This window comes from Leucobacter massiliensis, assembly GCF_002982315.1.
Classification (GTDB): Bacteria; Actinomycetota; Actinomycetes; order Actinomycetales; family Microbacteriaceae; genus Leucobacter; species Leucobacter massiliensis.
Map to the genome: position 1 here is coordinate 39900 of NZ_MWZD01000016.1, position 20164 is coordinate 60063.

The 20164-nt window shown below is 74.0% G+C and carries 21 protein-coding genes; 10 read left to right on the top strand and 11 right to left on the bottom strand.

The features are described 5' to 3' along the window. Positions 1-94 precede the first annotated feature (94 nt). The 3 genes from B4915_RS06145 (at position 95) to B4915_RS06155 (ending at position 1875) form a co-directional block, all read left to right on the top strand. On the top strand, positions 95-1015 hold the full coding sequence (locus tag B4915_RS06145) for an Lrp/AsnC family transcriptional regulator (protein ID WP_181158473.1): 921 nt from the start codon (positions 95-97) through the stop codon (positions 1013-1015). Positions 1016-1045: 30 nt separating this feature from the next. Further along, positions 1046-1621 (top strand): dihydrofolate reductase family protein, encoded by a 576-nt coding sequence (locus tag B4915_RS06150; protein ID WP_105804963.1) that lies wholly within the window; start codon positions 1046-1048, stop codon positions 1619-1621. An 83-nt stretch (positions 1622-1704) separates the two neighbouring features. Next, positions 1705-1875 carry a toxin-antitoxin system HicB family antitoxin gene (locus B4915_RS06155; protein ID WP_245907374.1) on the top strand — a complete coding sequence of 57 codons (171 nt, stop codon included), beginning with the start codon at positions 1705-1707 and terminating at the stop codon, positions 1873-1875. Between the two features lie 50 nt (positions 1876-1925). Here B4915_RS06155 and B4915_RS06160 read toward each other — a convergent pair whose 3' ends face one another. The 8 genes from B4915_RS06160 to mvk form a co-directional block, all read right to left on the bottom strand. Beyond that, positions 1926-3605: an FAD-binding dehydrogenase gene (locus B4915_RS06160; protein WP_105804965.1), complete on the bottom strand. Its 1680-nt coding sequence runs from the start codon at positions 3603-3605 to the stop codon at positions 1926-1928. 28 nt (positions 3606-3633) lie between these two features. Beyond that, positions 3634-4347, bottom strand: a complete 714-nt coding sequence (locus tag B4915_RS06165; RefSeq protein WP_245907375.1) for a lysophospholipid acyltransferase family protein — start codon at positions 4345-4347, stop codon at positions 3634-3636. A gap of 5 nt (positions 4348-4352) precedes the next feature. Continuing rightward, entirely contained in the window at positions 4353-5558 is a 1206-nt protein-coding gene (locus tag B4915_RS06170) for a hydroxymethylglutaryl-CoA synthase (RefSeq protein ID WP_105804966.1), read from the bottom strand. Beyond that, a complete protein-coding gene (locus tag B4915_RS06175) occupies positions 5555-6625 on the bottom strand; it encodes a hydroxymethylglutaryl-CoA reductase (protein WP_105804967.1) in 1071 nt (356 codons plus the stop codon). Before B4915_RS06175 ends, B4915_RS06170 begins: the two co-directional genes overlap by 4 nt. Before the next feature lie 107 nt (positions 6626-6732). Continuing rightward, the gene (gene fni / locus B4915_RS06180; protein ID WP_105804968.1) at positions 6733-7815 is read right to left on the bottom strand and encodes a type 2 isopentenyl-diphosphate Delta-isomerase; all 1083 of its coding nucleotides are present in this window, start codon (positions 7813-7815) and stop codon (positions 6733-6735) included. Continuing rightward, the gene (locus tag B4915_RS06185; protein WP_105804969.1) at positions 7805-9010 is read right to left on the bottom strand and encodes a phosphomevalonate kinase; all 1206 of its coding nucleotides are present in this window, start codon (positions 9008-9010) and stop codon (positions 7805-7807) included. Before B4915_RS06185 ends, fni begins: the two co-directional genes overlap by 11 nt. Beyond that, positions 9007-10011: a diphosphomevalonate decarboxylase gene (mvaD, locus tag B4915_RS06190; protein ID WP_105804970.1), complete on the bottom strand. Its 1005-nt coding sequence runs from the start codon at positions 10009-10011 to the stop codon at positions 9007-9009. Before mvaD ends, B4915_RS06185 begins: the two co-directional genes overlap by 4 nt. Continuing rightward, positions 10008-11057 (bottom strand): mevalonate kinase, encoded by a 1050-nt coding sequence (gene mvk, locus B4915_RS06195; protein WP_105804971.1) that lies wholly within the window; start codon positions 11055-11057, stop codon positions 10008-10010. Before mvk ends, mvaD begins: the two co-directional genes overlap by 4 nt. Positions 11058-11347: 290 nt before the next feature. On the opposite strand from mvk, the gene B4915_RS06200 reads away from it, so the two are divergent. The 5 genes from B4915_RS06200 to B4915_RS06220 all read left to right on the top strand — a co-directional run bounded on the left by B4915_RS06200 (position 11348) and on the right by B4915_RS06220 (position 16054). Beyond that, positions 11348-12160: an ABC transporter ATP-binding protein gene (locus B4915_RS06200; RefSeq protein WP_105804972.1), complete on the top strand. Its 813-nt coding sequence runs from the start codon at positions 11348-11350 to the stop codon at positions 12158-12160. Beyond that, positions 12157-12858 carry an ABC transporter permease gene (locus B4915_RS06205; RefSeq protein WP_105804973.1) on the top strand — a complete coding sequence of 234 codons (702 nt, stop codon included), beginning with the start codon at positions 12157-12159 and terminating at the stop codon, positions 12856-12858. Before B4915_RS06200 ends, B4915_RS06205 begins: the two co-directional genes overlap by 4 nt. Then, positions 12855-13562, top strand: a complete 708-nt coding sequence (locus B4915_RS06210; RefSeq protein WP_105804974.1) for an ABC transporter permease — start codon at positions 12855-12857, stop codon at positions 13560-13562. The genes B4915_RS06205 and B4915_RS06210 overlap by 4 nt, the downstream gene beginning before the upstream one ends. Before the next feature lie 14 nt (positions 13563-13576). Beyond that, complete coding sequence (locus B4915_RS06215) at positions 13577-14539, top strand: ABC transporter substrate-binding protein (protein ID WP_105804975.1); 963 nt, start codon at positions 13577-13579, stop codon at positions 14537-14539. A gap of 75 nt (positions 14540-14614) precedes the next feature. Further along, complete coding sequence (locus B4915_RS06220; protein WP_105804976.1) at positions 14615-16054, top strand: mycothione reductase; 1440 nt, start codon at positions 14615-14617, stop codon at positions 16052-16054. Between the two features lie 52 nt (positions 16055-16106). On the opposite strand, the gene B4915_RS06225 is transcribed toward B4915_RS06220, so the two are convergent. Genes B4915_RS06225 through B4915_RS06235 form a run of 3 tightly spaced genes read right to left on the bottom strand, consistent with a single transcriptional unit; the run spans position 16107 to position 18314 of the window. After that, positions 16107-16529, bottom strand: a complete 423-nt coding sequence (locus tag B4915_RS06225) for an NUDIX domain-containing protein (RefSeq protein ID WP_181158474.1) — start codon at positions 16527-16529, stop codon at positions 16107-16109. Between the two features lie 52 nt (positions 16530-16581). Beyond that, positions 16582-17376, bottom strand: coding sequence for a M15 family metallopeptidase (locus B4915_RS06230; RefSeq protein ID WP_105804977.1), 795 nt, complete (start codon positions 17374-17376; stop codon positions 16582-16584). Positions 17377-17378: 2 nt separating this feature from the next. Continuing rightward, positions 17379-18314 carry a carbon-nitrogen family hydrolase gene (locus tag B4915_RS06235; RefSeq protein ID WP_245907376.1) on the bottom strand — a complete coding sequence of 312 codons (936 nt, stop codon included), beginning with the start codon at positions 18312-18314 and terminating at the stop codon, positions 17379-17381. A 100-nt stretch (positions 18315-18414) separates the two neighbouring features. Between B4915_RS06235 and B4915_RS06240 the strand changes: the two genes are divergently transcribed. Both B4915_RS06240 and B4915_RS06245 read left to right on the top strand, forming a co-directional pair. After that, a complete protein-coding gene (locus B4915_RS06240) occupies positions 18415-19857 on the top strand; it encodes a glycosyltransferase family 2 protein (RefSeq protein ID WP_245907377.1) in 1443 nt (480 codons plus the stop codon). Then, positions 19857-20132 (top strand): hypothetical protein, encoded by a 276-nt coding sequence (locus B4915_RS06245; protein ID WP_105804979.1) that lies wholly within the window; start codon positions 19857-19859, stop codon positions 20130-20132. Before B4915_RS06240 ends, B4915_RS06245 begins: the two co-directional genes overlap by 1 nt. Positions 20133-20164: the final 32 nt, after the last annotated feature.

The window sequence follows — 20164 nt, forward strand, 5'->3', positions numbered from 1 at the left end:
CCAGTGGGCAAAAGTGCGTGATCTGCTGTGAAAAGAGCGAGCCCGGCAGCGTTTTTGCCAGATTCGGCGCGATGCATCTGGCAGGATGGCCGGCGTGGAAGACATCGACGAGGACCTCATCCGGGCGCTGCAGCTCGACGGCCGTGCGCAGTTCTCCGCGCTCGCAGACCGCCTCGGGGTGCACCGCGGCTTCGTCGCCCAGCGCGTCCACGAGCTCATCGCCGAGGGCGAGATCCGGATCCTCGCCGCCGTCCACCCCCGCGTGGTGGGGCTGCCGATCCAGGCGAATCTGCAGCTGCGGCTGAGCGGCCCGACCTCGCCGGTCTTCGAGCGTCTGAGCGAGTTCAGCAATGTGGTCTTCCTGTCGGAGATCAGCGGTCGCACCCAGGCCGTCGTCGAGGTGTGGGCCGCCGATCAGGAGGACGTCGGGCGCTCGGTGCGGGCCATCCAGGCGATCGACGGGGTCGTCGGCGTCGACTTCTCCCTCTACGACCGCGTGCTGCGCAGGCTCCGCCTCGGCGAGGATCCGGCGGTCTCCGACCTGGTGTTCGACGACTTCGACATCGCCCTCATCGCCGAGCTGCAGCTCGACGGGCGGCTGACCTTCGGCGAGCTGTCGCGTCGCACGGGCCGCTCCGCCTCGGCCTGCCGCGCGCGCGTGCTGCGCCTGCTCGACTCGGGCGTGATGCGCATCGGGGCGGTGCGCAGCCGGCGCAGCGCGACGAGCTCGGTCCTCTCGGGCGTGGGGGTGATCCTGCGCGGCGGCGAGGGCGCCGCCTCGGTCGAGGAGCTGCTGCTCGGGGTGCCGACGATCGAGTTCGCCGCGCGCACCCTCGGCCGCTACGGCCTGATCGCGACGATCGCCGCGCGCTCGCTCGTGGACTACACGGAGATCGTGCGTGCGCTGCGCGCCCACCCGGAGGTCGCGCGGGTGGAGACCTGGATCCACGCCCACGTCTGGGTCGAGCGCTACGAGTGGAGCCTCGACCGGCTGGAGCGCAACCGCCGCGCGTGAATGTCAGTGGTGCCCGGTAGCGTCGCGCGCATGGGACAGATCATCTACGACGCCGCGACCACGCTCAACGGATTCATCGCCGACCAGCAGCACTCGCTCGACTGGCTGTTCGCCGTGGAGGGCGGTGAGCAGCCCGAGGAGGGGCTCTACCCGGCGCACGCGACGGTGCTGGTCGAGGGGGCGCACAGCTACGAGTGGGTGCTGCGGCACGAGCGGCTGCTCGAACGGCCCGAGCGGTGGGGCGAGCTCTACGGCGAGAAGCCGATCTTCGTCTTCACCTCGCGTGAGCTGCCCCTGCCCGCCGGCGCCGATGTGCGCTTCGTCTCGGGCGAGGTCGCGGCGGCGCTGCCCGCTATCCGCGCGGCAGCGGGCTCGGGCGATATCTGGGTGCTCGGCGGAGGCGAGCTGGCGGGCCGCTTCTTCGACGCGGGGGCGCTGGACCGCATCGAGCTGTCCGTCGCTCCCGCCGCGCTGCCCTCCGGCGCCCCGCTGCTGCCGCGCCGCATCGGCCCCGAGCGCCTCCGCCTGCGCGAGGCCCGCCCCGTCGGCCAGTTCGCCCGCCTCGCCTACGATGTGCTCCCCGCCCACGCCGCGCCCGCCGCCTGAACCACCGCGCAGGCTCCTCGGCCTGGGCCCCCGCGCCCCCGGAGAGCCGGGCTCCCGGGATCTCCGGCGCAATAGCATCATTAGTGATACTGCTCAGGGGCGATGAGGTGCGGCAGGTCGTCGCGGACCGTCGCTACTCCGGCAAGTTCGTGGTTCGCCTGACGCCCGAGGCGCACCGGCAGCTCGCGCTCGAAGCCGCCGAGCAGCGGGTCTCGCTCAATCGCCTCGCGGCGAGCCGCCTCGTCGGCGCCTGAGCCCCGGCTCCTCCCCGTCGAGCGCTGCCCCGCGCGACCCCGCCCGCCGCTCAGGCGACGACGTCGGCGACGGCGCGGCCGGCGGTGCGCCCCGAGAACAGGCATCCGCCGAGGAAGGTGCCCTCCAGTGCGTTGTAGCCGTGCAGTCCGCCTCCGCCGAAGCCCGCCGCCTCGCCCGCCGCGTAGAGCCCCGGCACGGGCGCGCCGTCGGACCCCAGGGCGCGGGCGGAGAGGTCCGTCTGGATCCCGCCGAGCGACTTCCGGGTGAGCACGTGCAACTGCACCGCCGCGAGCGGCCCCGCGGCCGGATCGAGCAGCCGGTGCGGGGCCGTGGTGCGCGAGAGCCGGTCCCCCAGGTAGCGCCGCGAGTTGCGGATGCTCATGGCCTGCGCGTCCTTCGAGAAGGGGTTCAGCATCTCCGCGTCGCGCTCCCGCACCACCCGCTCCACCGCGGCGGCGTCGAGCAGCGGCTCCTCGGTGAGCGCGTTCATGCGTTCCACCAGCTCGGGCACCGTCGGAGCCGACACGAAGTCGGCGCCGCGGTCGATGAAGGCCTGCACGGGCCCCGGCGCCCCACGTCCGAGCCGCGTGCGCAGCAGCAGCCGGCGATCCCGCTCGGTGATGTCGGGGTTCTGCTCGGAGCCGGAGAGCGCGAACTCCTTCGCGGCGATGCGGTGGGTGACGATGAACCACGAGTGGTCGTGGGCGGCGATGAGCGGATCGGTGCGCAGCATGCGCAGCGTGGCGAGGGTGTCGTGGCCCGGCAGTCCCGGCGGCGGGAGCCGGCGCCCCAGCGCGTCGAGCCACAGCGGCGAGGGGCCGGGCAGGATCCGGATCGCGTGCCCCGGCCACACCGGGTTCCAGTTGCGCACGCCCTCGGTGTAGTGCCACATCCGGTCCCGGTTGACGAGCCGCGCGCCCGCCGCCTCCGCGATCCCGAGCATCCTGCCGTCCACGTATGCCGGCACTCCGGTGATCATGCGGCGCGGGGGAGTGCCCAGCCGCTCCGGCCAGAATCTGCGCACCAGCCCGTGGTCACCGCCGATCCCGCCGCTCGCGACGATCACCGCCCCGGCCCGCAGCTCGAAGTCGCCGACCGCCTCACGGGACGACACCGTGCCGCGTGCGTTCGCGTCGGGGGCCAGCACCGTGCCGCGGACCCCCGCGACGCGCCCGCCCTCCACGATCAGCTCGTCGCAGCGGTGCCGGTGCAGGATCCGCGTCCGCCCCGTCGCCGCGGCCTCCTGCGCGGCCGCGACGAACGGCCCCGCAACGCCGGTGCCCTTGCCCCACGGCACGTGGAAGCGCGGCACCGAGTTGCCGTGCCCGCCCGCGGTCAGGCCGCCGCGCTCGGCCCAGCCGACGACGGGCGTCAGCTCGATCCCGGCCTCGCGGATCCACGCCCGCTTCTCGCCCGCCGCGAACTCGACGTAGGCGCGTCCCCAGCGCTCGGCCCACAGGTCCTCGGGGTGCTCGCCGTCGAGCCGGTCCCACTGGGCGCTGCCCCGCCAGTCCTGCCACGCGAGCTCGAAGGAGTCCCGCACGCGCAGGCGTCGCTGTTCGGGGGAGTCGACGAGGAAGAGCCCGCCGAAGGACCACCAGGCCTGACCACCGAGATCCTGCGGTCCCTCCTGATCGACGATGACGGTGCGCAGCCCCGCGCGGTGCGTTTCGCGTGCGGCGACGAGCCCGGCGAGGCCCGCGCCCACGATGATGACGTCGGCGTCCATGCCCCCATTATCGGCCTTCGCCCGCGAATCAGGCGTCAGCGTCGCCCGCGCTGCTCCTGTCGGCGCGCTCCTGGCCGGTGAGCGCCTGAATGGCCGTCATGATGCGCTCGGTGGCCTCGCGGCGGGCGCGGCCGCCGGGAAGTCCGGCGAGGTCGCCGAGCGGGATGGGCGGGCCGAAGCGCACGGCGACCCGCTCGCGCCTCCCGGCGCGCGGCTCGCGCAGCCGCCGGTTCGTGCCGATCAGTCCGACCGGCACCACGGCGGCCCCGGTCTCGAGCGCCATCCACGCCGCCCCGGGCTTGCCGGGGGAGAGGCGGCCGTCGCGGGAGCGGGTGCCCTCGGGGAACACGGCGAAGACGTGTCCCTCCGCGAGGACCCGGCGTCCGGCTTCGAGCGCGGCCTGCGCCGCGGCGGAGGCCTCCCGGTGCACCGGGATCGCGCCGATCTGCCGGAAGAACCAGCCGCCGAGCCGGGAGCGGAACAGGGAGGCCTTCGCCAGGAACTGCACCTTCCGCGGCGAGCAGCTGGGGATCAGGATCGTGTCGAGCCCGGAGAGGTGGTTGCTCACGAGCAGCACCGGCCCGCTCGCCGGCACGTGCTCCCTGCCCGTGACCCGCGGCCGGAATCGCAGCCACAGCAGCGGCCGGAGCACCGCCCGCCCGATCGTGAAGACGGGGCCGGGACGCGCGATCCGGGCGCTTGCGGAGCCGGGAGCGCCGGCGGAGTCCTCGGGACCGCCCACGAGACTCAGCCCGCCGTGCGCTCGTACTGCCGGGCCTGGCCGTGCACCCCCGCGAAGCGGAACGGCGCGCGCGTCACGCGGGGCGTCTGCGCGTCCTCGGTGCTCGGCAGCACGCGGGCGTGCAGCTCACGGTACTCGGCGACCTCCAGCGGCACCCGCGCGTCGAGCGCGGCCTCCACCCGGGAGGCCGCTCCGTGCTCCGCGTAGCCCGGCTGCACCACGCCCGTCAGGAACTCGCTCACGCTGCCCGAGCCGTAGCTGAACATGCCGATGCGGCGTCCCGCCAGCTCCGTGTCGTGATCCAGCAGCGCCGCGAGCGCCGCGTAGAGCGATGCCGTGTAGCTGTTGCCGAGCCGCCGGTTGTAGATCGAGCCGGTGAAGAGCCCCGTGTCGCGTGCCCCGGCGGGCGCGGCCGCCTGCTCCTCGCGGGTGAGCGCCGCGCTGAGCGGCGCACCGGTGTGCTCGGCCAGCCGCTGCTGCCCCTTCTTCGCCATCTTGGTGAAGGGCTGGTGGTAGAGCATCCGGTCGATCTGGTCGATCTCCGGTCCTCCCTGCGCCCGCAGATCGTCCCAGGAGCCGGTGAGCGCGTCGAGGTAGGCCGACATCGACAGTGCACCGTCGACCACGGCCGTCGTCGAGTCGTTCGGCCGCCAGAAGTCGTCGACGTCGGCCGTGAAGATCCCGGCCGCCCGTTCGATCTCGACGAGCGCGGGGTTCTCGCCGACGAGCATCGCCACGGCGCCCGCCCCCTGCGTGGGCTCGCCCGGCGAGTCGAGGGCGTAGCGCGCGACGTCGCTCGTGATGACCAGCACCCGCTCGCCGGGGAAGCGGGAGACGATCCCGATCGCGGCCTGCAGCGCGGCGGTGCCGCTGTAGCAGGCCTGCTTGAACTCGGTGACCCGCACCTGCGGCGGCAGGCCGAGCAGCCGGTGCACGGACACCCCCGCGGCCTTGGACTGGTCCACGCCGGACTCGGTCGCGAAGATCAGGGTCCGGATCCCGTCGATGCCGTTGCGCTCGATGACGGGCAGCGCGGCCGAGGCGCCCATGGTGATGATGTCCTCGTCGGGCGCGGGGAAGCTCATCTGGTCCTGGCCGAGCCCCAGCCGGTACTTGGCGGGGTCGACGCCAGCGTACTCCGCGAGGCGGTCCAGCTCGACGACGTGGTGCGCGGTCGCCAGTTCGAGGTCGTGAATGCCGATCGAGGTCATGCGCTCGGCCGCTCCTTCCGCTCCATGAGCAGGTGCGCTGCCATCAGCTCACCGGGGTTGGTCTGGGCTGCGAGGAGGGAGAGCTCCCCGCAGAGCACGGTCGCGGCCATGAGCGCCGCGAGGCGACGGGCGTTGTCGCCGGGCTCGCGCGGCTCGCGGCAGCCGAGCCGTTCGAGGTTCTCGTTCACGTGGGCGAGGTGCTTGCCGTTGCCCACGGTGCCCACGATGAGGTGCGGCAGCGTGCAGGAGAAGTAGAGCCCGTCCTCGCGCGCCTCCGCGTAGGTGATGCCCTGCGAGCCCTCGACGATGTTCGCGGCGTCCTGCCCGGTGGCCAGGTAGAAGGCGAGCAGCATGTTCGCGTAGTGGGCGTTCGCGGAGCGGATCGCGCCCGCGATGGTGCTGCCCACGAGGTTCTTGCGCACGGCGAGCTCCGCGATGCGGGTGGCGGTGGTGCGCAGCCGCCGCTCCACCACCTCGTGCGGGAGCAGCATCTCGGCGACCACATTGCGGCCGCGGCCGAGGATCCCGTTCACGGCGGTCGCCTTCTTGTCCGAGCAGAAGTTGCCCGAGATGGAGCCGTAGTCGACGCCGAGACCCCAGGAGAGGATGCGCTGCATGAGCGCGTCCGAGGCGTTCGTCACCATGTTGTGCCCGGAGGCGTCGCCGGTGAGGAACGCGAAGCGTACGAAGAGCAGATTGCCCACCACCTCGGGGTGGGCTTCGAGCAGCTGCGCGTGGCGGCTGCCCGCCGCGACGACCTCCTGCAGCTCGGGCAGGCGGTCACGGATCGTGCGCGCGGCCGCGTCGGCGCCGACCGCCCCTTCCGCGACGAACAGCACGGAGCGGGTCATGCGCTCGCCGATGACGACGGTGCGGATCCCGCCCTCGATCTCGCGCGAGATGCTCGCGCCGCGACCCACGGAGGGCCACAGCGGGGTCTCGTAGGTGGCGAGCGGCACCGAGATCTCGGCGTGCGGCGCATCGCCGGCGACGGCGTCGCCGCTGACGCGCAGCGGGCCGACCCAGCGGGTCGGTATCTCGGTGACGAGGGTGTCGGAGTCGGTCACGTCGGTGCTCCTCGGATGGGTGGCAGGGGGGATTCGGTTCGGGATCGCGGGGCGCGGGGTCTCTCGCGGTGCGGGATCGCGGGAGGGGGCGCGGGCCGGTCCTTCGCTCAGGGCCCGGATCGGGAGGCGAGCGCGACGAGGTCGATGCCGCGCAGTCGGCAGTATTCTGCCAGGCGCCCGCGCACGAGCAGGTCGGTGGATCCGAGCGCGGCCGGGGTCTCGGCGCCCAGGAGCGCGAGGATCGCGGTGGTCTGCGCGATCCAGCGCTCGATCAGCGGCACGAGCGCCTCGGCGCCGCCGGCGAGCAGCGGCTGCAGGAAGCTGCCGGCCACCCCCACCGCGCCCGCTCCGGCCGCGAGGGCCTTCACCACGTCGAAGGGGTTCCGCACCCCGCCCGAGGCGAGCAGCCGGGGGCCGTCCGCCGGCGCGTCGAGCAGGCAGGCGAGGGCAGACTGGCCGAAGCCGGAGAGCATCGCGAAGTCGCCGCCCGCGCTGCGGCTCGCGCTGTCGTGGCGCGCGTTCTCGATGCGCAGGAAGTCGGTGCCGCCGGCGCCGCTGACGTCGGCGAACTGCGCGCCGAGCTCGGCGAGCCGCCGCAGCGTGCGGCGGCTGAGGCCGAAGCCGACCTCCTTCACGATCACGGGCACGGGCGAGGCCGCGATGATGCGCTCGACGGATCGCTCCCAGCCGGAGAAGTCGCGGCTGCCCTCGGGCATCGCCGTCTCCTGCACGGCGTTGAGGTGCAGCTGCAGCGCGTCGGCCCGCAGCAGCTCGACGGCGCGCACGGCGTCGTCGGCGTCCCGTCCCACGCCGATGTTGGCCATCACGAAGCCGTCGGGGTTCTCCTCGCGGATCACCGCGAAGCCGCCGGCGGCTTCGGCGTCGTCGAGCGCGACCGACACCGAGCCGCAGGCCATCGGCATGCCGGTCTCGCGGGCCGCGATGGCGAGTTCGCGGTTGATGCGGGTCGTCCACTCGGTGCCGCCGGTCATGCCGTTCGCATAGAAGGGCGTGGGCCAGTGCCACTCGCCGAGACGCACCGACAGTTCGACGCGCTCGGCGTCCACGCCTGCGAGGGCGTGGTGCACGAACTCGAGGTCGTCGAAGTCGGTGCGACCGCGGGGCTCGTCGCGCTGCTCACGGGCGAGGCGCACGTGGTCGTCTTTGCGGGCCGCTCGTTCAGCGTCCATGGTCGTCCTCCCTCACGGATGCCGCGAGCGGCAGCACCCGTATCCCGCGCGATTCCCACTCGCGCACGATCGCGTCGGCGTCGGCGTCGGCGCTCGCGTCGGCTTCCGCGCCCGCCCCGCCGCGCACCGGCACGAGCGCGATCCCGCAGTCCCCGCCGCCGGCGCCCGAGGGCTTGGCTGCCGCTCCGTGCCGCTCAGCGGTGTCGCACAGCGCCGCGAGCTGCGCGGTCTCGATCTCCACTCCGCTCTGCTCGCCGAGGCCGCGCAGCAGGCTCCGGGCGCTCCGCACCGCATCCAGCACCGCGCCGCCGTCGCCCTCCTCGATCCCGGCCGCGAGCGCGTCGACGCATCGGCGGCTGCGCTCGGCGAAGGAGGCGGGATCCGAGGGACCGCTCGACGCCTCCCGGGCCGGCGGCCCCGATACGTCATCGCCGCCTGCTTCCGGTACGTGGAGCCCCGGCCGGGGGTCCACGAGCACCGAGCGTCCCGTCTCCGCGACCATGAGCTCGGTCGACACGGGCGAGCCGGTCCAGCCCACGAGCAGGCGCACGCCGCCGGGCTCGGGCAGCCGGGTCACGGAGAAACCGCGCCATGCCTCCTCGGAGGCGAGTGTCGCCGCGACCCCGTGCCGCTGCCGTGACGCGCGCAGCGCCGCGCGGTCGGGCGCGGTGTAGCGGATCCAGCCGCCGAAGGTGCTGGCGGCGACGTCGCCGCCCGAGGCCCGGGGCGACACCTCGACCGTGGCGAGCAGGGCGAGCTTGCAACGCTCCACGGCGTCGAGGCCGAGGCCGGCGAAGCGGTCGATGGCGGCGATCACGGCGACGGTGACCGCTCCCGACGATCCGAGGCCGTACTTGCGCCCGGCATCGTCCTCGAGCGCGCTGCCGATGTCGAGGTCGAAGAAGCGGGGCGGCAGCCCGCGCTCCGCGCGCAGCTGCTCGGCCGCGTCGATCGCGGCGAACACGTAGTCGAGCGGTTCGCGTTCCGGCACGACCCGCCCGCTGTCGCGATCGCGCACCCAGATGCGCGCCGCCGGCCCGTACGAGCTCGACCGCACCCGGCCGGCGCCCTCGGACGCCTCCAAGCGCACGTGCACCCCGTGGTCGACGGCCACGAGCACCGCCGGCTCGCCCGGCTCCACCACCGCATACTCACCGGCGATGAACAGCTTGCCGGGCGCGAAGCACTCGATCACGCGGGCTCACCGCCGCGGGCCGCGTCGGCGGGCAACAGCGCGGCGCCCGGTCCCGCGCCGACGGCGCGCACGCGGCCGAAGCCGGCGAGGGCCTCGGCGACGGCGGGCGCGTCGCCCGGGCGCACGAGCACGGCGACGTTCGGCCCCGCGTCGGCGGTGGAGTAAGCCTCGACCCCGCGCTCGCGCAGCGCCACCACGGCGTCGAACACGGCGATGCTGGTGGGGGAGAGGTAGCGCACGGGCGGCTCGGAGGACTGGATCACGGCGTGCATGCGCAGCGCGTGCGATTCCGTGATGCGGCCGATGCGGGTGAAGTCGCGCTCCCGGCACGCCTGGAGCATCTCGGCGAGGCTCTCCTCGGTGCTGGTCACCCAGCCGGCGTAGAACGGGGAGGTCCGGGCGCTCAGCCGCATCGCCTCACGGCTCGACACGGCTTTCTGGCGCTCGTCGACCGTCACGATCACCATCGCCAGCTCGGGGGCGTCGACCGCCTCGGCGAAGGAGCTGTCGTCCCCGTCCCCCGCATGCCACACCGCGACGCCCGGCACGATGGATCGCGCCGCCGAGCCCGATCCGCGCCGCGCGAGGCGGCTGAGCGAGGCGGGATCCTGCGGCAGCCCGTACACCGCGGAGGCGGCGGTGGCGAGGGCCGCGAAGCCCGATGCCGAGGAGGCGAGCCCGGCGCCGGTCGGCGCCTCGTTGCGGGAGCGCACGACGGCGCGCAGCGGGGATCCCGCTCGCTCCCGCACGAGATCGAGGAAGCGGGAGACGCGGCTCAGCCGCTCGCCGGACTGCGGCTCGCCGTTCAGCTCGAAGCGGTCCTCGGCGGCGTCCGGGTCGAGGCGCAGCTCGGTGGTGGTGGCGAAGGCGTCGAGCGTGAGGGAGAGGCTGCCGGCGGCGGGCAGCATGAGCTCCTCGTCCCGCTTTCCCCAGTACTTGACGAGTGCGATGTTCGGGTGGGCGCGGGCGGTCGCCGCTGCGGCCCCGTCTCCGGCGCTCACGATGCGGCCACCGTCGTCGTCCAGGTGCGGCGCGCGCCCGCGGCGCGCAGGGCGAGCGCGATGTGCTCGGCCTGCTGCTCGGAGTCGGCGAGCGCGAGCACGCAGCCGCCCAGGCCGCCCCCGGTGAGCTTCGCGCCGTGCGCGCCCGCGGCTCGCGCCGCATCCACGAGGGCGTCGAGCCGCACGGTGCTGACGCCGATGCGGCCCAGCAGCTCGTGCGCCTGCAGCATGCGCGCGCCGAGGGCCGGCCGGTCGCCGAGTTCGAGGTCGAGCACCGAACCCTCCGCGAGCTCCGAGAGCTGCGCGAGGGCCCGATCCATCGCGACGGGGTCGGCGGCGCGCCGCTCGCGCACTCCGGCGACGGCCTCGGCGGTGGAGCCGGGCCGTCCCGAGTCGGCGAGCACGAAGGTGAGCGGGGCGCCGACGCCCGTGGCGCAGACGCGGCCCTCGTGGAACCGGATGGGCCCCGCGGCCGCGACGGCGCGCGCGTCGATGCCGCTCGGGTTGCCGTGCGCGACGCGCTCCGCCTGCTGCACGATCTCGTGGAAGGCGTCGGCGCCGAGCTCTGCGCCGGTGAGGTCCGCCGCCGCGCGGGCGACGGCGGCTGCGACCGCGGCGCTCGATCCCAGGCCGCGGCCGTGCGGGATCGCGCTGCGCACGCGCAGCTGGACCTGGTCGTCGGGGCGGCCCACGGCGGCGAGCGCGGCCCGCACCGCGGTGATCACGGGGCGCAGCCGCTCGGGGGCAGACGATGCGGTCCCCGCGAAGAGCTCGCTCTCGATCCGCAGCTCATGGCCCGGAGTCGAGCGGATCCGCGTCTCGACCTCGAGCTGGTGCAGCGGCACCGCGATGGCCGGCGCGCCGTAGACCACCGCGTGCTCGCCGAAGAGGATGGCCTTCGCGTGGGCAGAGCCGATGCCGTGGCCGCGCTCGTGGGCGGCTTCGGCCGCGGTCGCTGTTGCGGCGGCCGAGGCGGCGGCCGACGCGGCCGCGGCGCTCGGCGCGGCCGTCCCCGGGCCGGTCCGCGGCGGGAGGGAGGGGTTCATTCGGGTCCGTTCGGTCAGTCGCCCCCCGCTCCGGGCGGCGAACATGCAAGAAGAGGAACGGACTTCGCCGTCCCTCTTCCGCCAATCCAATACTCCAGTTTACGCCAGCCCCCTGCGTGCTGCCACATGCACCGGCCTGCGGCGTCCCGGCCCCCCCGATCCCGTCCCGCGTCGGAGCCCCGCGGCGCCCGTTCGGGGAGCGGCGGCGCGCGGGGGTGGGCGCGGGCGGTCCGGCTCGATAGGGTGTTGCCGAGGAAGCGCCCGATCAAAGCGGAGGGGAGGGCGCGAGCATGATTGAGTTCGAGTCCGTCTCGAAAGAGTATCCAGGCGGGGCGGCGGCCGTCTCCGGTTTCAGCTGCACGGTTCCCTCCCACCGCACGGTCGTGCTGCTGGGCTCGTCCGGCTGCGGCAAGACCACCCTGCTGCGCATGGTCAACCGGATGGTGGAGCCGAGCGCGGGGCGCGTGCTCATCGACGGCGAGGACGTGCGCGGGCGCGATCCGGTCGAGCTCCGCCGCTCGATCGGCTATGTGATGCAGCACGGCGGCCTGCTCCCGCACCGCACCATCGCGGACAATGTGGCGACCGTCCCGGTCCTCACCGGCACGCCGAGGCGGGAGGCGCGTCGCGCCGCCGCGGCCCTGCTCGAGCGCGTCGGCCTCGATCCGGCGCTCGGCGGGCGCTATCCGGCGCAGCTCTCCGGCGGCCAGCAGCAGCGCGTGGGGGTGGCCCGAGCGCTCGCCGCAGACCCGAACATCCTGCTCATGGACGAGCCCTTCGGCGCGGTGGATCCGATCGTGCGCCGCGATCTGCAGCGCGAGCTGCTGCAGCTGCAGGCCGAGCTCGGCAAGACGATCGTGTTCGTCACCCACGACGTCGACGAGGCGTTCCTGCTCGGTGACGAGGTGGTGCTGCTCGAAGCGGGCGGCCGGATCGCGCAGCGCGGCGCCCCCGCTGAGCTGATCGCGCGTCCGGCGAGCGACTTCGTGCGCGACTTCATCGGGGCGGACCGGGCCGAGCGCCGTCTGCGGGCGGTCGAGGTCTCCGGCCGCCGCGTCGCGGTCGACGGCGAAGGCCGGCCGGTGGGAGTGCTGGAACCGTGAGGTGGTTCCTCGCGAACGCCGCCTGGGTGGCCGAGCTCGTGCTCGAGCACCTGCTGCTCAGCGTGCCGGCCATTGCGCTCAGCGTCCTCATCGCCGTCCCGCTCGGCAGGCTGGCGTACCGCCGGCCGCGCATCGGGGGACCGCTGCTCTCGGCAGCGACGCTCGCCTATGCGATCCCCGCGCTCCCGCTGCTCATCATCATTCCCGCCATCCTGGGCACGCCGCTGCGCTCCTGGCAGACGATGGTGGCGGCGCTCACGGTGTACGGCGTGGCGCTGCTCGTGCGCACCGCCTGCGACGCCTTCGCCGCGGTGGACGGACGCGTGCGCGACGCTGCGGTCGCGACGGGCTTCTCCTCACGCGGGCTGCTGTGGCGCGTCGAGCTGCCGCTCGCGGTGCCCGTGATCGTCTCGGGGGTGCGCGTCGTCACGGTGTCCACCGTCAGCCTCGTCACGCTGGGGGCGCTCGTCGGCGTGCCGAGCCTCGGCACGCTGCTCACCGACGGATTCCAGCGGGGGATCGCGGCCGAGGTGTGGACGGGAGTGCTCGCCACGGTGCTGCTCGCGCTCGCGCTCGACGCCGCCGTGCTCGGCATCGGGCGTCTGCTCGCGCCGTGGGGGCTCGCGGTCCGCGGCACCGCGGGCGGAGGCGGCCTGCTGCGACTGCGCCCCTCCCGGATCTCAGGAGCCGGATCGTGAACCTCTTCGCCGAGGCCCTCGCCTGGCTCGCCGATCCCGCCAACTGGCAGGGACCGGCCGGGATCCCCGCGCGCACGCTGCAGCACCTCGGCGTGAGCGCCCTGGCGCTGCTGATCGCGGGCGCGGTCGCCCTGCCGGCGGGTGTGCTCATCGGGCACACGCGCCGCGGGGCCGGACTCGTCGGCGGGCTGAGCGGTGCGGCGCGGGCGCTGCCGACGCTCGGCCTGCTCACGCTCTTCGGCCTCGCGCTCGGGATCGGCCTCGCCGCCCCGCTGCTCGCCCTCATCGTGCTCGCGATCCCGTCGCTGCTGGCGGGTGCCTACGCGGGCGTGCAGGCGGTTGACGCGACGGTGCCCGACTCGGCGAGGGCGGTCGGCTTCACCCCGGCCCAGGTGATCCTGCGCGCGGAGGTGCCGCTCGCGCTGCCGGTGATGATCGGCGGGGTGCGCGCGGCGACGCTGCAGGTGATCTCCACGGCGACGCTCGCCGCCTACACCGCGGATCTGGGCCTCGGGAGGTATCTCTTCGCCGGGCTGAAATCCCGCGACTTCGCCCAGATGCTCGGCGGCGCCCTGCTCGTCGTGCTGCTCACGGTCGCCGTCGAGCTGCTCCTGGCCTGGGGCCAGCGCGCCGCCTCGGCCCGGCTCTCCCGTGCGGCGGCGCCCACCGCAGCCCCCGTTCGACGTTCCATGCCCACCCACTGAGAGGAAGCCCGACCATGCTCCACCGCACCGCACACGACGCACCTCCGGCCCGCCGCCTCCGGCCCGTCCACGCCGTCGCTGCGCTCGCCGCGGCCGCGCTGCTGCTCGCGGGCTGCGCGAGCAGCGATCCGCTCGCCTCGCCCGAGGGCTCCGAGACGAGCGAGGGCGCCGCGGGCGAGCCGATCGTGATCGGCTCGCAGGACTACTACTCGAACGAGATCATCGCGGAGATCTACGCGCAGGCGCTCGAGGCCGGGGACTACGCGGTGGACCGGCAGTTCCGCATCGGCCAGCGCGAGGTCTACCTGCCCGAGATCGAGGCGGGGACCATCGACCTCTTCCCCGAGTACACCGGCAATCTGCTGCAGTACTGGGAACCCGGCACCGAGGCGCGCCTCTCCGACGAGGTCTACGACGCGCTGCGGGAGGCGACGCCCGAGGGCCTGCAGGTGCTCGATCAGTCCCCTGCGACGGACCAGGACTCCTACGCGGTGACCCGGGAATTCGCCGAGACCTGGGACCTCACCACCATCGAGGATCTCGCGAAGGTCACCGAGCCGCTGACCCTCGGCGCCAACTCCGAGGGCGAGAGCCGCCCCTACGGGCCCGAGGGCCTGGCGAAGAGCTACGGCATCGAGGGGCTCGGCTTCACCCCGATCGAGGATGGGGGCGGACCCCTCACGGTGAAGGCGCTGAAGGACGGCTCCATCCAGCTCGCGATCATCTACACCGCCGACCCCTCGCTGCGGGCGAACGACCTCGTCACCCTGAAGGACACGAAGGGCATCTTCCTCGCCTCGCACCTCGTGCCGCTGGCGAGCGACGGGCTCGACGCCGGAGCCGCCGAGATCGTCAACGGCGTGAGCGCCGCGATGAGCGCGGAGGACCTGCTCGCGCTCAATGCGCGCAGCGTCGACGAGCAGCTCTCGGCGGAGCAGATCGCCGGCGACTGGCTCGAAGAGCAGGGGCTCGCCTGATCCGCGTCGGCGCGGAGCGTCCGGGCGGGCCGGGCCTGCAGGCTGCGGCCCGCCCGGTCTGGCAGGATGAGCTGCATGCGCACTCTCACGGCTGACCTCGCGATCATCGGCTCGGGATCGGGCAACTCGCTCATCACGCCGTTCTGGGACGACCGCCGGGTGGTGATCGCCGAGCGCGGCGTCTTCGGCGGCACCTGCCTGAACGCCGGCTGCATCCCGACGAAGATGTACGTGCGCCCGGCCGCGCTCGCCCGGACGCCGGAGGAGGCGGCGCGGCTGGGGGTGACGATGCGCACCGAGTCGGTCGACTGGCCGGCGATCCGGGACCGCATCTTCGGCCGCATCGACGCGATCTCGGCCGCGGGGGAGCGCTACCGCGCCGAGGAGCTCGACAATGTCGAGCTGATCTCCCAGCAGGTCCGCCTCGACGGCACGCACGCTCTGCTCGCGGAGGACGGCACGCGGATCGAGGCCGAGCAGCTGGTGATCGCCGCCGGTTCGCGGGCCGTGATCCCCGAGATCGAGGGCGTCGAGCTGCCGCAGGTGCACACCTCCGACACGATCATGCGCCTCGCCGAGCAGCCGCGGCGCGTGCTCGTCATCGGCGGCGGCTACATCGCCTGCGAGTTCGCGGCGATCTTCTCGGGGCTGGGCTCCGAGGTGGTGCAGGTGGTGCGGGGGGATCGCCTGATGCGCGCGCTCGACGGCGAGATCTCCGCCGCCTTCACGGCCGAGGCCGCGCGGCAGTGGGAGCTCCGGCTGGGCTGCGTGGTGCAGCGGATCGCGGAGGCGGGTGACGGCCCGGGCGTCGTCGCCGAGCTCGTGCCCGCCGGCGCCGGGGCGGACGAGGCTGCGGCGGAGCGGCTCGGCTTCGACGCGGTGCTCGTCGCGGTGGGCCGGATCCCGAACAGCGATCTCGTCGGCGCCGCGGAGGCGGGCCTGGACCTGCACCCGGACGGCCGGATCGCGGTCGACGGGTTCCAGCGGGTGCTCAGGGGCGGCGAGCCGGTGCCGGGGCTCTACGCGCTCGGCGACGTCTCCTCCCCGCACCAGCTCAAGCATGTCGCCAACCACGAGGCCCGGGTCGTCGCGCACAACCTCGAGCACCCCGGCGATCTGCGGGCGTCGCGGCAGGAGGCGGTGCCCGCTGCCGTGTTCAGCTCGCCCGAGCTAGCGCGGGTGGGGCTGAGCGAGGAGGAGGCGGGCGCGCGCATCGGCGCCGAGCACGTCACGGTGAAGACGCAGCGCTACGGCGACACCGCCTACGGCTGGGCGATGGAGGACCAGAGCGGCATCTTCAAGGTCGTCGCCGACCGCCGGGACGGGCGCATCCTCGGCGCGCAGGCGATGGGCTACCAGGCCTCCAATCTGGTGCAGGCGGTGGTCATGGCGATGAGCTTCGGGATCGATGCGCACCGCGCCGCGCGCGGCCAGTACTGGATCCATCCCGCGCTCATGGAGGTCGTGGAGAACGCCCTGCTCGGCCTCGACGTCCCCGGCTCGGGCGAGCTCTGACGCTCCCCCTTCCCCGCGCGAGACCTCGCCCGAGTCCTCGGGCGGGGCGGGGTCAGGGATGGGCGAGGAGCGCCGGGAAGACGTGCTCGGTGTTGAGCGGCGCGAGGTCGCCGCGCGGGACGGCGGGATCCACCCACTCCAGGTGCTCGATCTCGGCGAGCGCGCCGGCCGTCGCGGCCTCCACCACGAAGGGGTGCTCGAACACGGCGGCCTCGACCACGTGCCCGGGCTCGTTCGCGGCGCTCGCCCGGAACACCCCGAGCGGGATGAGCCGCGAGCGGTCCAGCGCGATCCCGAGCTCCTCGCCGAACTCCCGCACCGCGGTCTCCCGCGGATCCTCACCCGTCTCGTGCTTCCCGCCCGGGAGCATGAGCATCGCGGTGCCGCGCTTGCGCACATTGAGCACGCGCCCCTCGGCGTCGCGCATGACGACCGCGCTGACGCGGATGACGGGCGGGGAATCCTGTTCGCTCACGCAGCGAGCCTAGTACGTGCGCCACGAGGCGCAACGGCACGGCGCGGCAGGGTCAGGAGGCGTAGCCGGGAGCGGCGGGCAGCCCGAAGAACTCCTCGAGCGTCGTCACGCCCTCGCTGCGCATCTGCTGGGCCAGCTCGACCCCGACGTAGCGGAAGTGCCACGGCTCGGGCATGAAGCCGGTGATCTCCTGCTTGCCCTCCGGGTAGCGGACGACGAAGCCGTAGTCGGCGGCGTTCGCGGCGAGCCACTGCCCTGCCGGGGTTTCGCCGAAGCAGCTCTCCAGCGCGCAGCCGCTGGCGTCGTCGAGGTCGACGGTGAGGCCGGTCTGGTGCTCCGAGTACCCCGGGCGTGCCGAGTAGGTGTCGGCGGCCGCCTGCCCGTCGCGGGCCACGTAGCCGCTGTAGAGCTCCTGCTGCAGGCCGTAGGAACGGTAGGCGCTGATGATCTGCACCTGGAAACCGGCGCCCGCGGCCCCCGCGATGAAGTCCTCGGCGGCGCGTGCCGCGACCTCGCGCAGCGGCTGGCCGTTCAGGTTCGCGACGCCCTCCGTCGGCACGAGGTCGGCTGGCTCGAAGTCGGCGGGGGTGAGCGGCCGCTGCTTGTTGCTGACGACCCAGATCGACATGGGGTCGTCGATCGAGTGCGCCGTCTTGTCGAAGGCGGGCGGCTCGGGCGTGGGCTCGGGCGTGGGCTCGGGAGCCGGCTCCGGGTCGGGTGCGCTCGTCGCGGGTGGCGTGGCGCCCGGCGCGGGATCGGGAGCGGGCTCGGGCGCGCAGGCGGCGAGCGAGAGGCCGAGGGCGCCCGCGAGCAGTACGGCGGCGACGCGAGTGCGGGCGCGGGACATCCTCACCGCCCGTGAGCTCGCGCTGCGCCGGCCTCCGCCCCAGGATCCGAGCCGAGCGCGGCGTAGTCGGCCGCGCCCAGGCGATCCGCGAGCACCGGGAACTCCGCGCGCACCCGCGCCACGCTGCCCGGGTCCAGATCCGCCATCAGCACCTGCTCGTCCTCGCCGCACTCGGCGACCACGCGGCCGGCCGGGTCCACGATCCTGCTGGTGCCGCCGAGCCGCACGGGGGCGGACGGCTCGCCCTGCTCGCCGCAGGCGTTGCAGGCCAGCACCCAGAGCTGGTGCTCGACGGCGCGCGCCTGCGTGAGCAGCCGCCAGTGCTCGCGACGGGCGGCGGGCCACGCCGCGGGCACCACCACGGCCTCGGCGCCGCGGTCGCTGAGCTCCTGCCACAGTCCGGGGAAGCGCAGGTCGTAGCAGGTGGTGCCGGCGGTGGGTCCGAGCGGCCCGGGGACGACGCTGAGCGAGTCGCCCGGGGTGAGCAGCTGCGATTCGAGCGACTGATAGCCGAAGACGTGGATCTTGCGGTACGTCTGCGCGATCCTGCCGTCCGCGTCGACGAGCACCGCGGTGTTGTGCAGCGCACCCTCCGCGCCCCGCTCCACGATGCTGCCGAGGTGGATCGCGGCGCCCAGCTCCCGGGCGAGCCGCCGCCCCATCGACACGGTGGGCCCGTCGAGGGTCTCCGCGAGCTCCGCGTAGCGGTCGAATGAGAAGTACCCGGCGCTCCACAGCTCGGGGAGCACGTAGAGCTCGGCGCCGGCGTTCGCGCGCAGCAGCGCCTCGACCCGCTCGATGCGCTGCTCCCGGGTCTCGTCGGCGGGGCTCGCGAGCTGGACGAGGGCCACGCGCCGCATCTCGACGGCGGCCCCGCGGCTGCTCGCGGACTCGCGATCGCGCTCGGGCGCGGGGCTGGGCGATGCGGGGGCGGACATGCCATCCACCCTAGCGGCGGCGGCTGACACGGGCGCCCGCAGCCCATAGGATGCATGGACCGGAGCCGTTCGGGGGACGCTCCGGCTCAGGGGGGGGCGCATGGGATCGTCGAAGTGGTTTCAACGCGGGGTCGGTCTGTTCGTCATGCTCGCGGTGCTCGCCGCCGCCGGCATCTTCGCATTCGTCATCGCCGCGAGCGAGCCGCCGCGGTTCTGGCACCCGGCGGAGGCGACCGTGGCCGGGATCTGGACGGTGCTCTACGACGCCCAGCCGCCGTCCACCACGGTGCTGCTCATCGCGGTCGCGGTGGCGCTGCTGCTCGTGGCGGCCATCACCCTGACCGAGCGCATCGTCACGAACCGCTATCGTCGCGCCGATCCCTCGGTCGCGGCGACGCGTCCCCTCTCGCCGCGGGCGCTGATGGAGCGCACCCGGGGTGTGTTCCTGGGCGAGGTGACGGTGACGGTGCTGATCCCGGCCCACAACGAGGAGGGATCGCTGCCGCTCGCCCTCGACTCGCTGCAGCGGCAGACGCGCCGTCCCGACCGGGTCATCGTCGTCGCCGACAACTGCACCGACGACACGGCGGGAGTGGCGCTCCGTGCCGGAGCGGAGGTGCTGGAGACCGTCGACAACGCGCTGAAGAAGGCGGGCGGGCTGAACCAGGCGCTGCGTCTGCTGCTGCCGGGACTCGGCCACAACGACACCGTGATGGTGATGGACGCCGACACGCTGCTGGGGGAGCGCTTCCTGGAGACCGCGGTGCGCCGCTTCACCGACGACCGCGCGCTCGCCGCGGTGGGCGGGCTGTTCCACGGAGAGGAGGGGCACGGGCTCATCGGGCAGTTCCAGCGCGACGAGTACACGCGGTACCAGCGGCAGATCGAGCGCCGCGGCGGGCGGCTCTTCGTGCTCACCGGCACCGCCTCCGTGTTCCGCGCGCCCGCGCTCGCCGCCGTGGCCGAGGCGCGTGGCAGGCAGCTCCCGGGCGTTCCCGGTGACGTCTACGACACGATCGCCCTGACCGAGGACAACGAGCTGACGATCGCGCTGAAGTCGCTCGGCGCGCTGATGACCTCGCCACGCGAGTGCACGGTGGTGACCGAGCTGATGCCGACGTGGCGCATGCTGTGGGCGCAGCGCCTGCGCTGGCAGCGGGGCGCGCTCGAGAACCTGGGCGCCTACGGCGTCACGCCGGTGACGGTGCGCTACTGGGCGCAGCAGCTCGGCATCGCCTACAGCGCGATCGCGCTGGCCTCCTACTTCGCGCTCATGCTGCTCATGATCCTCGCGATGGACAGCTGGGTGTGGTTCCCGTTCTGGCTCGGGATCGGGGCGCTCTTCGCATTCGAGCGCCTGGTCACGGTGTGGCGGGGCGGCGTGCGGGCCCGGCTGCTCGCGGTCCTGATCCTTCCCGAGCTGTGCTACGCCTGCTTCCTGAACGTCGTGTTCGTGAAGGGCGTGATCGACATCACGCTCGGGCGGCAGGGCGCGTGGAAGCACGTGGAGCACGCGGGGTCCAGCCGAGCGGAGGCGCGATGATGACGGGCGGGGTGATCGGAGCGTTCGCGTGCGGGGCCGTCGCCGCGGTGGGCGGGCCGCTGCCGGGCGGGATCCTGCTTCCGCAGGAGATCCTGGAGACGACCTGGTTCAGCGTGCTGGCGACCTTCGTGGCGTTGAACACGGTGGCCTACGTGGTGGTGTCGATCGTGAAGATCCTGCCGGCGGTGCGGATCTTCTCCCGGCGCGGGGGACGCAACCGCCGCGCCGAGACCCGCAGCATCTACCCGGACGGCGGACCGCCCGCGGCCGGGTGAGGAGCGGGCGCCGCGGCGCGGATCGTGCCGCT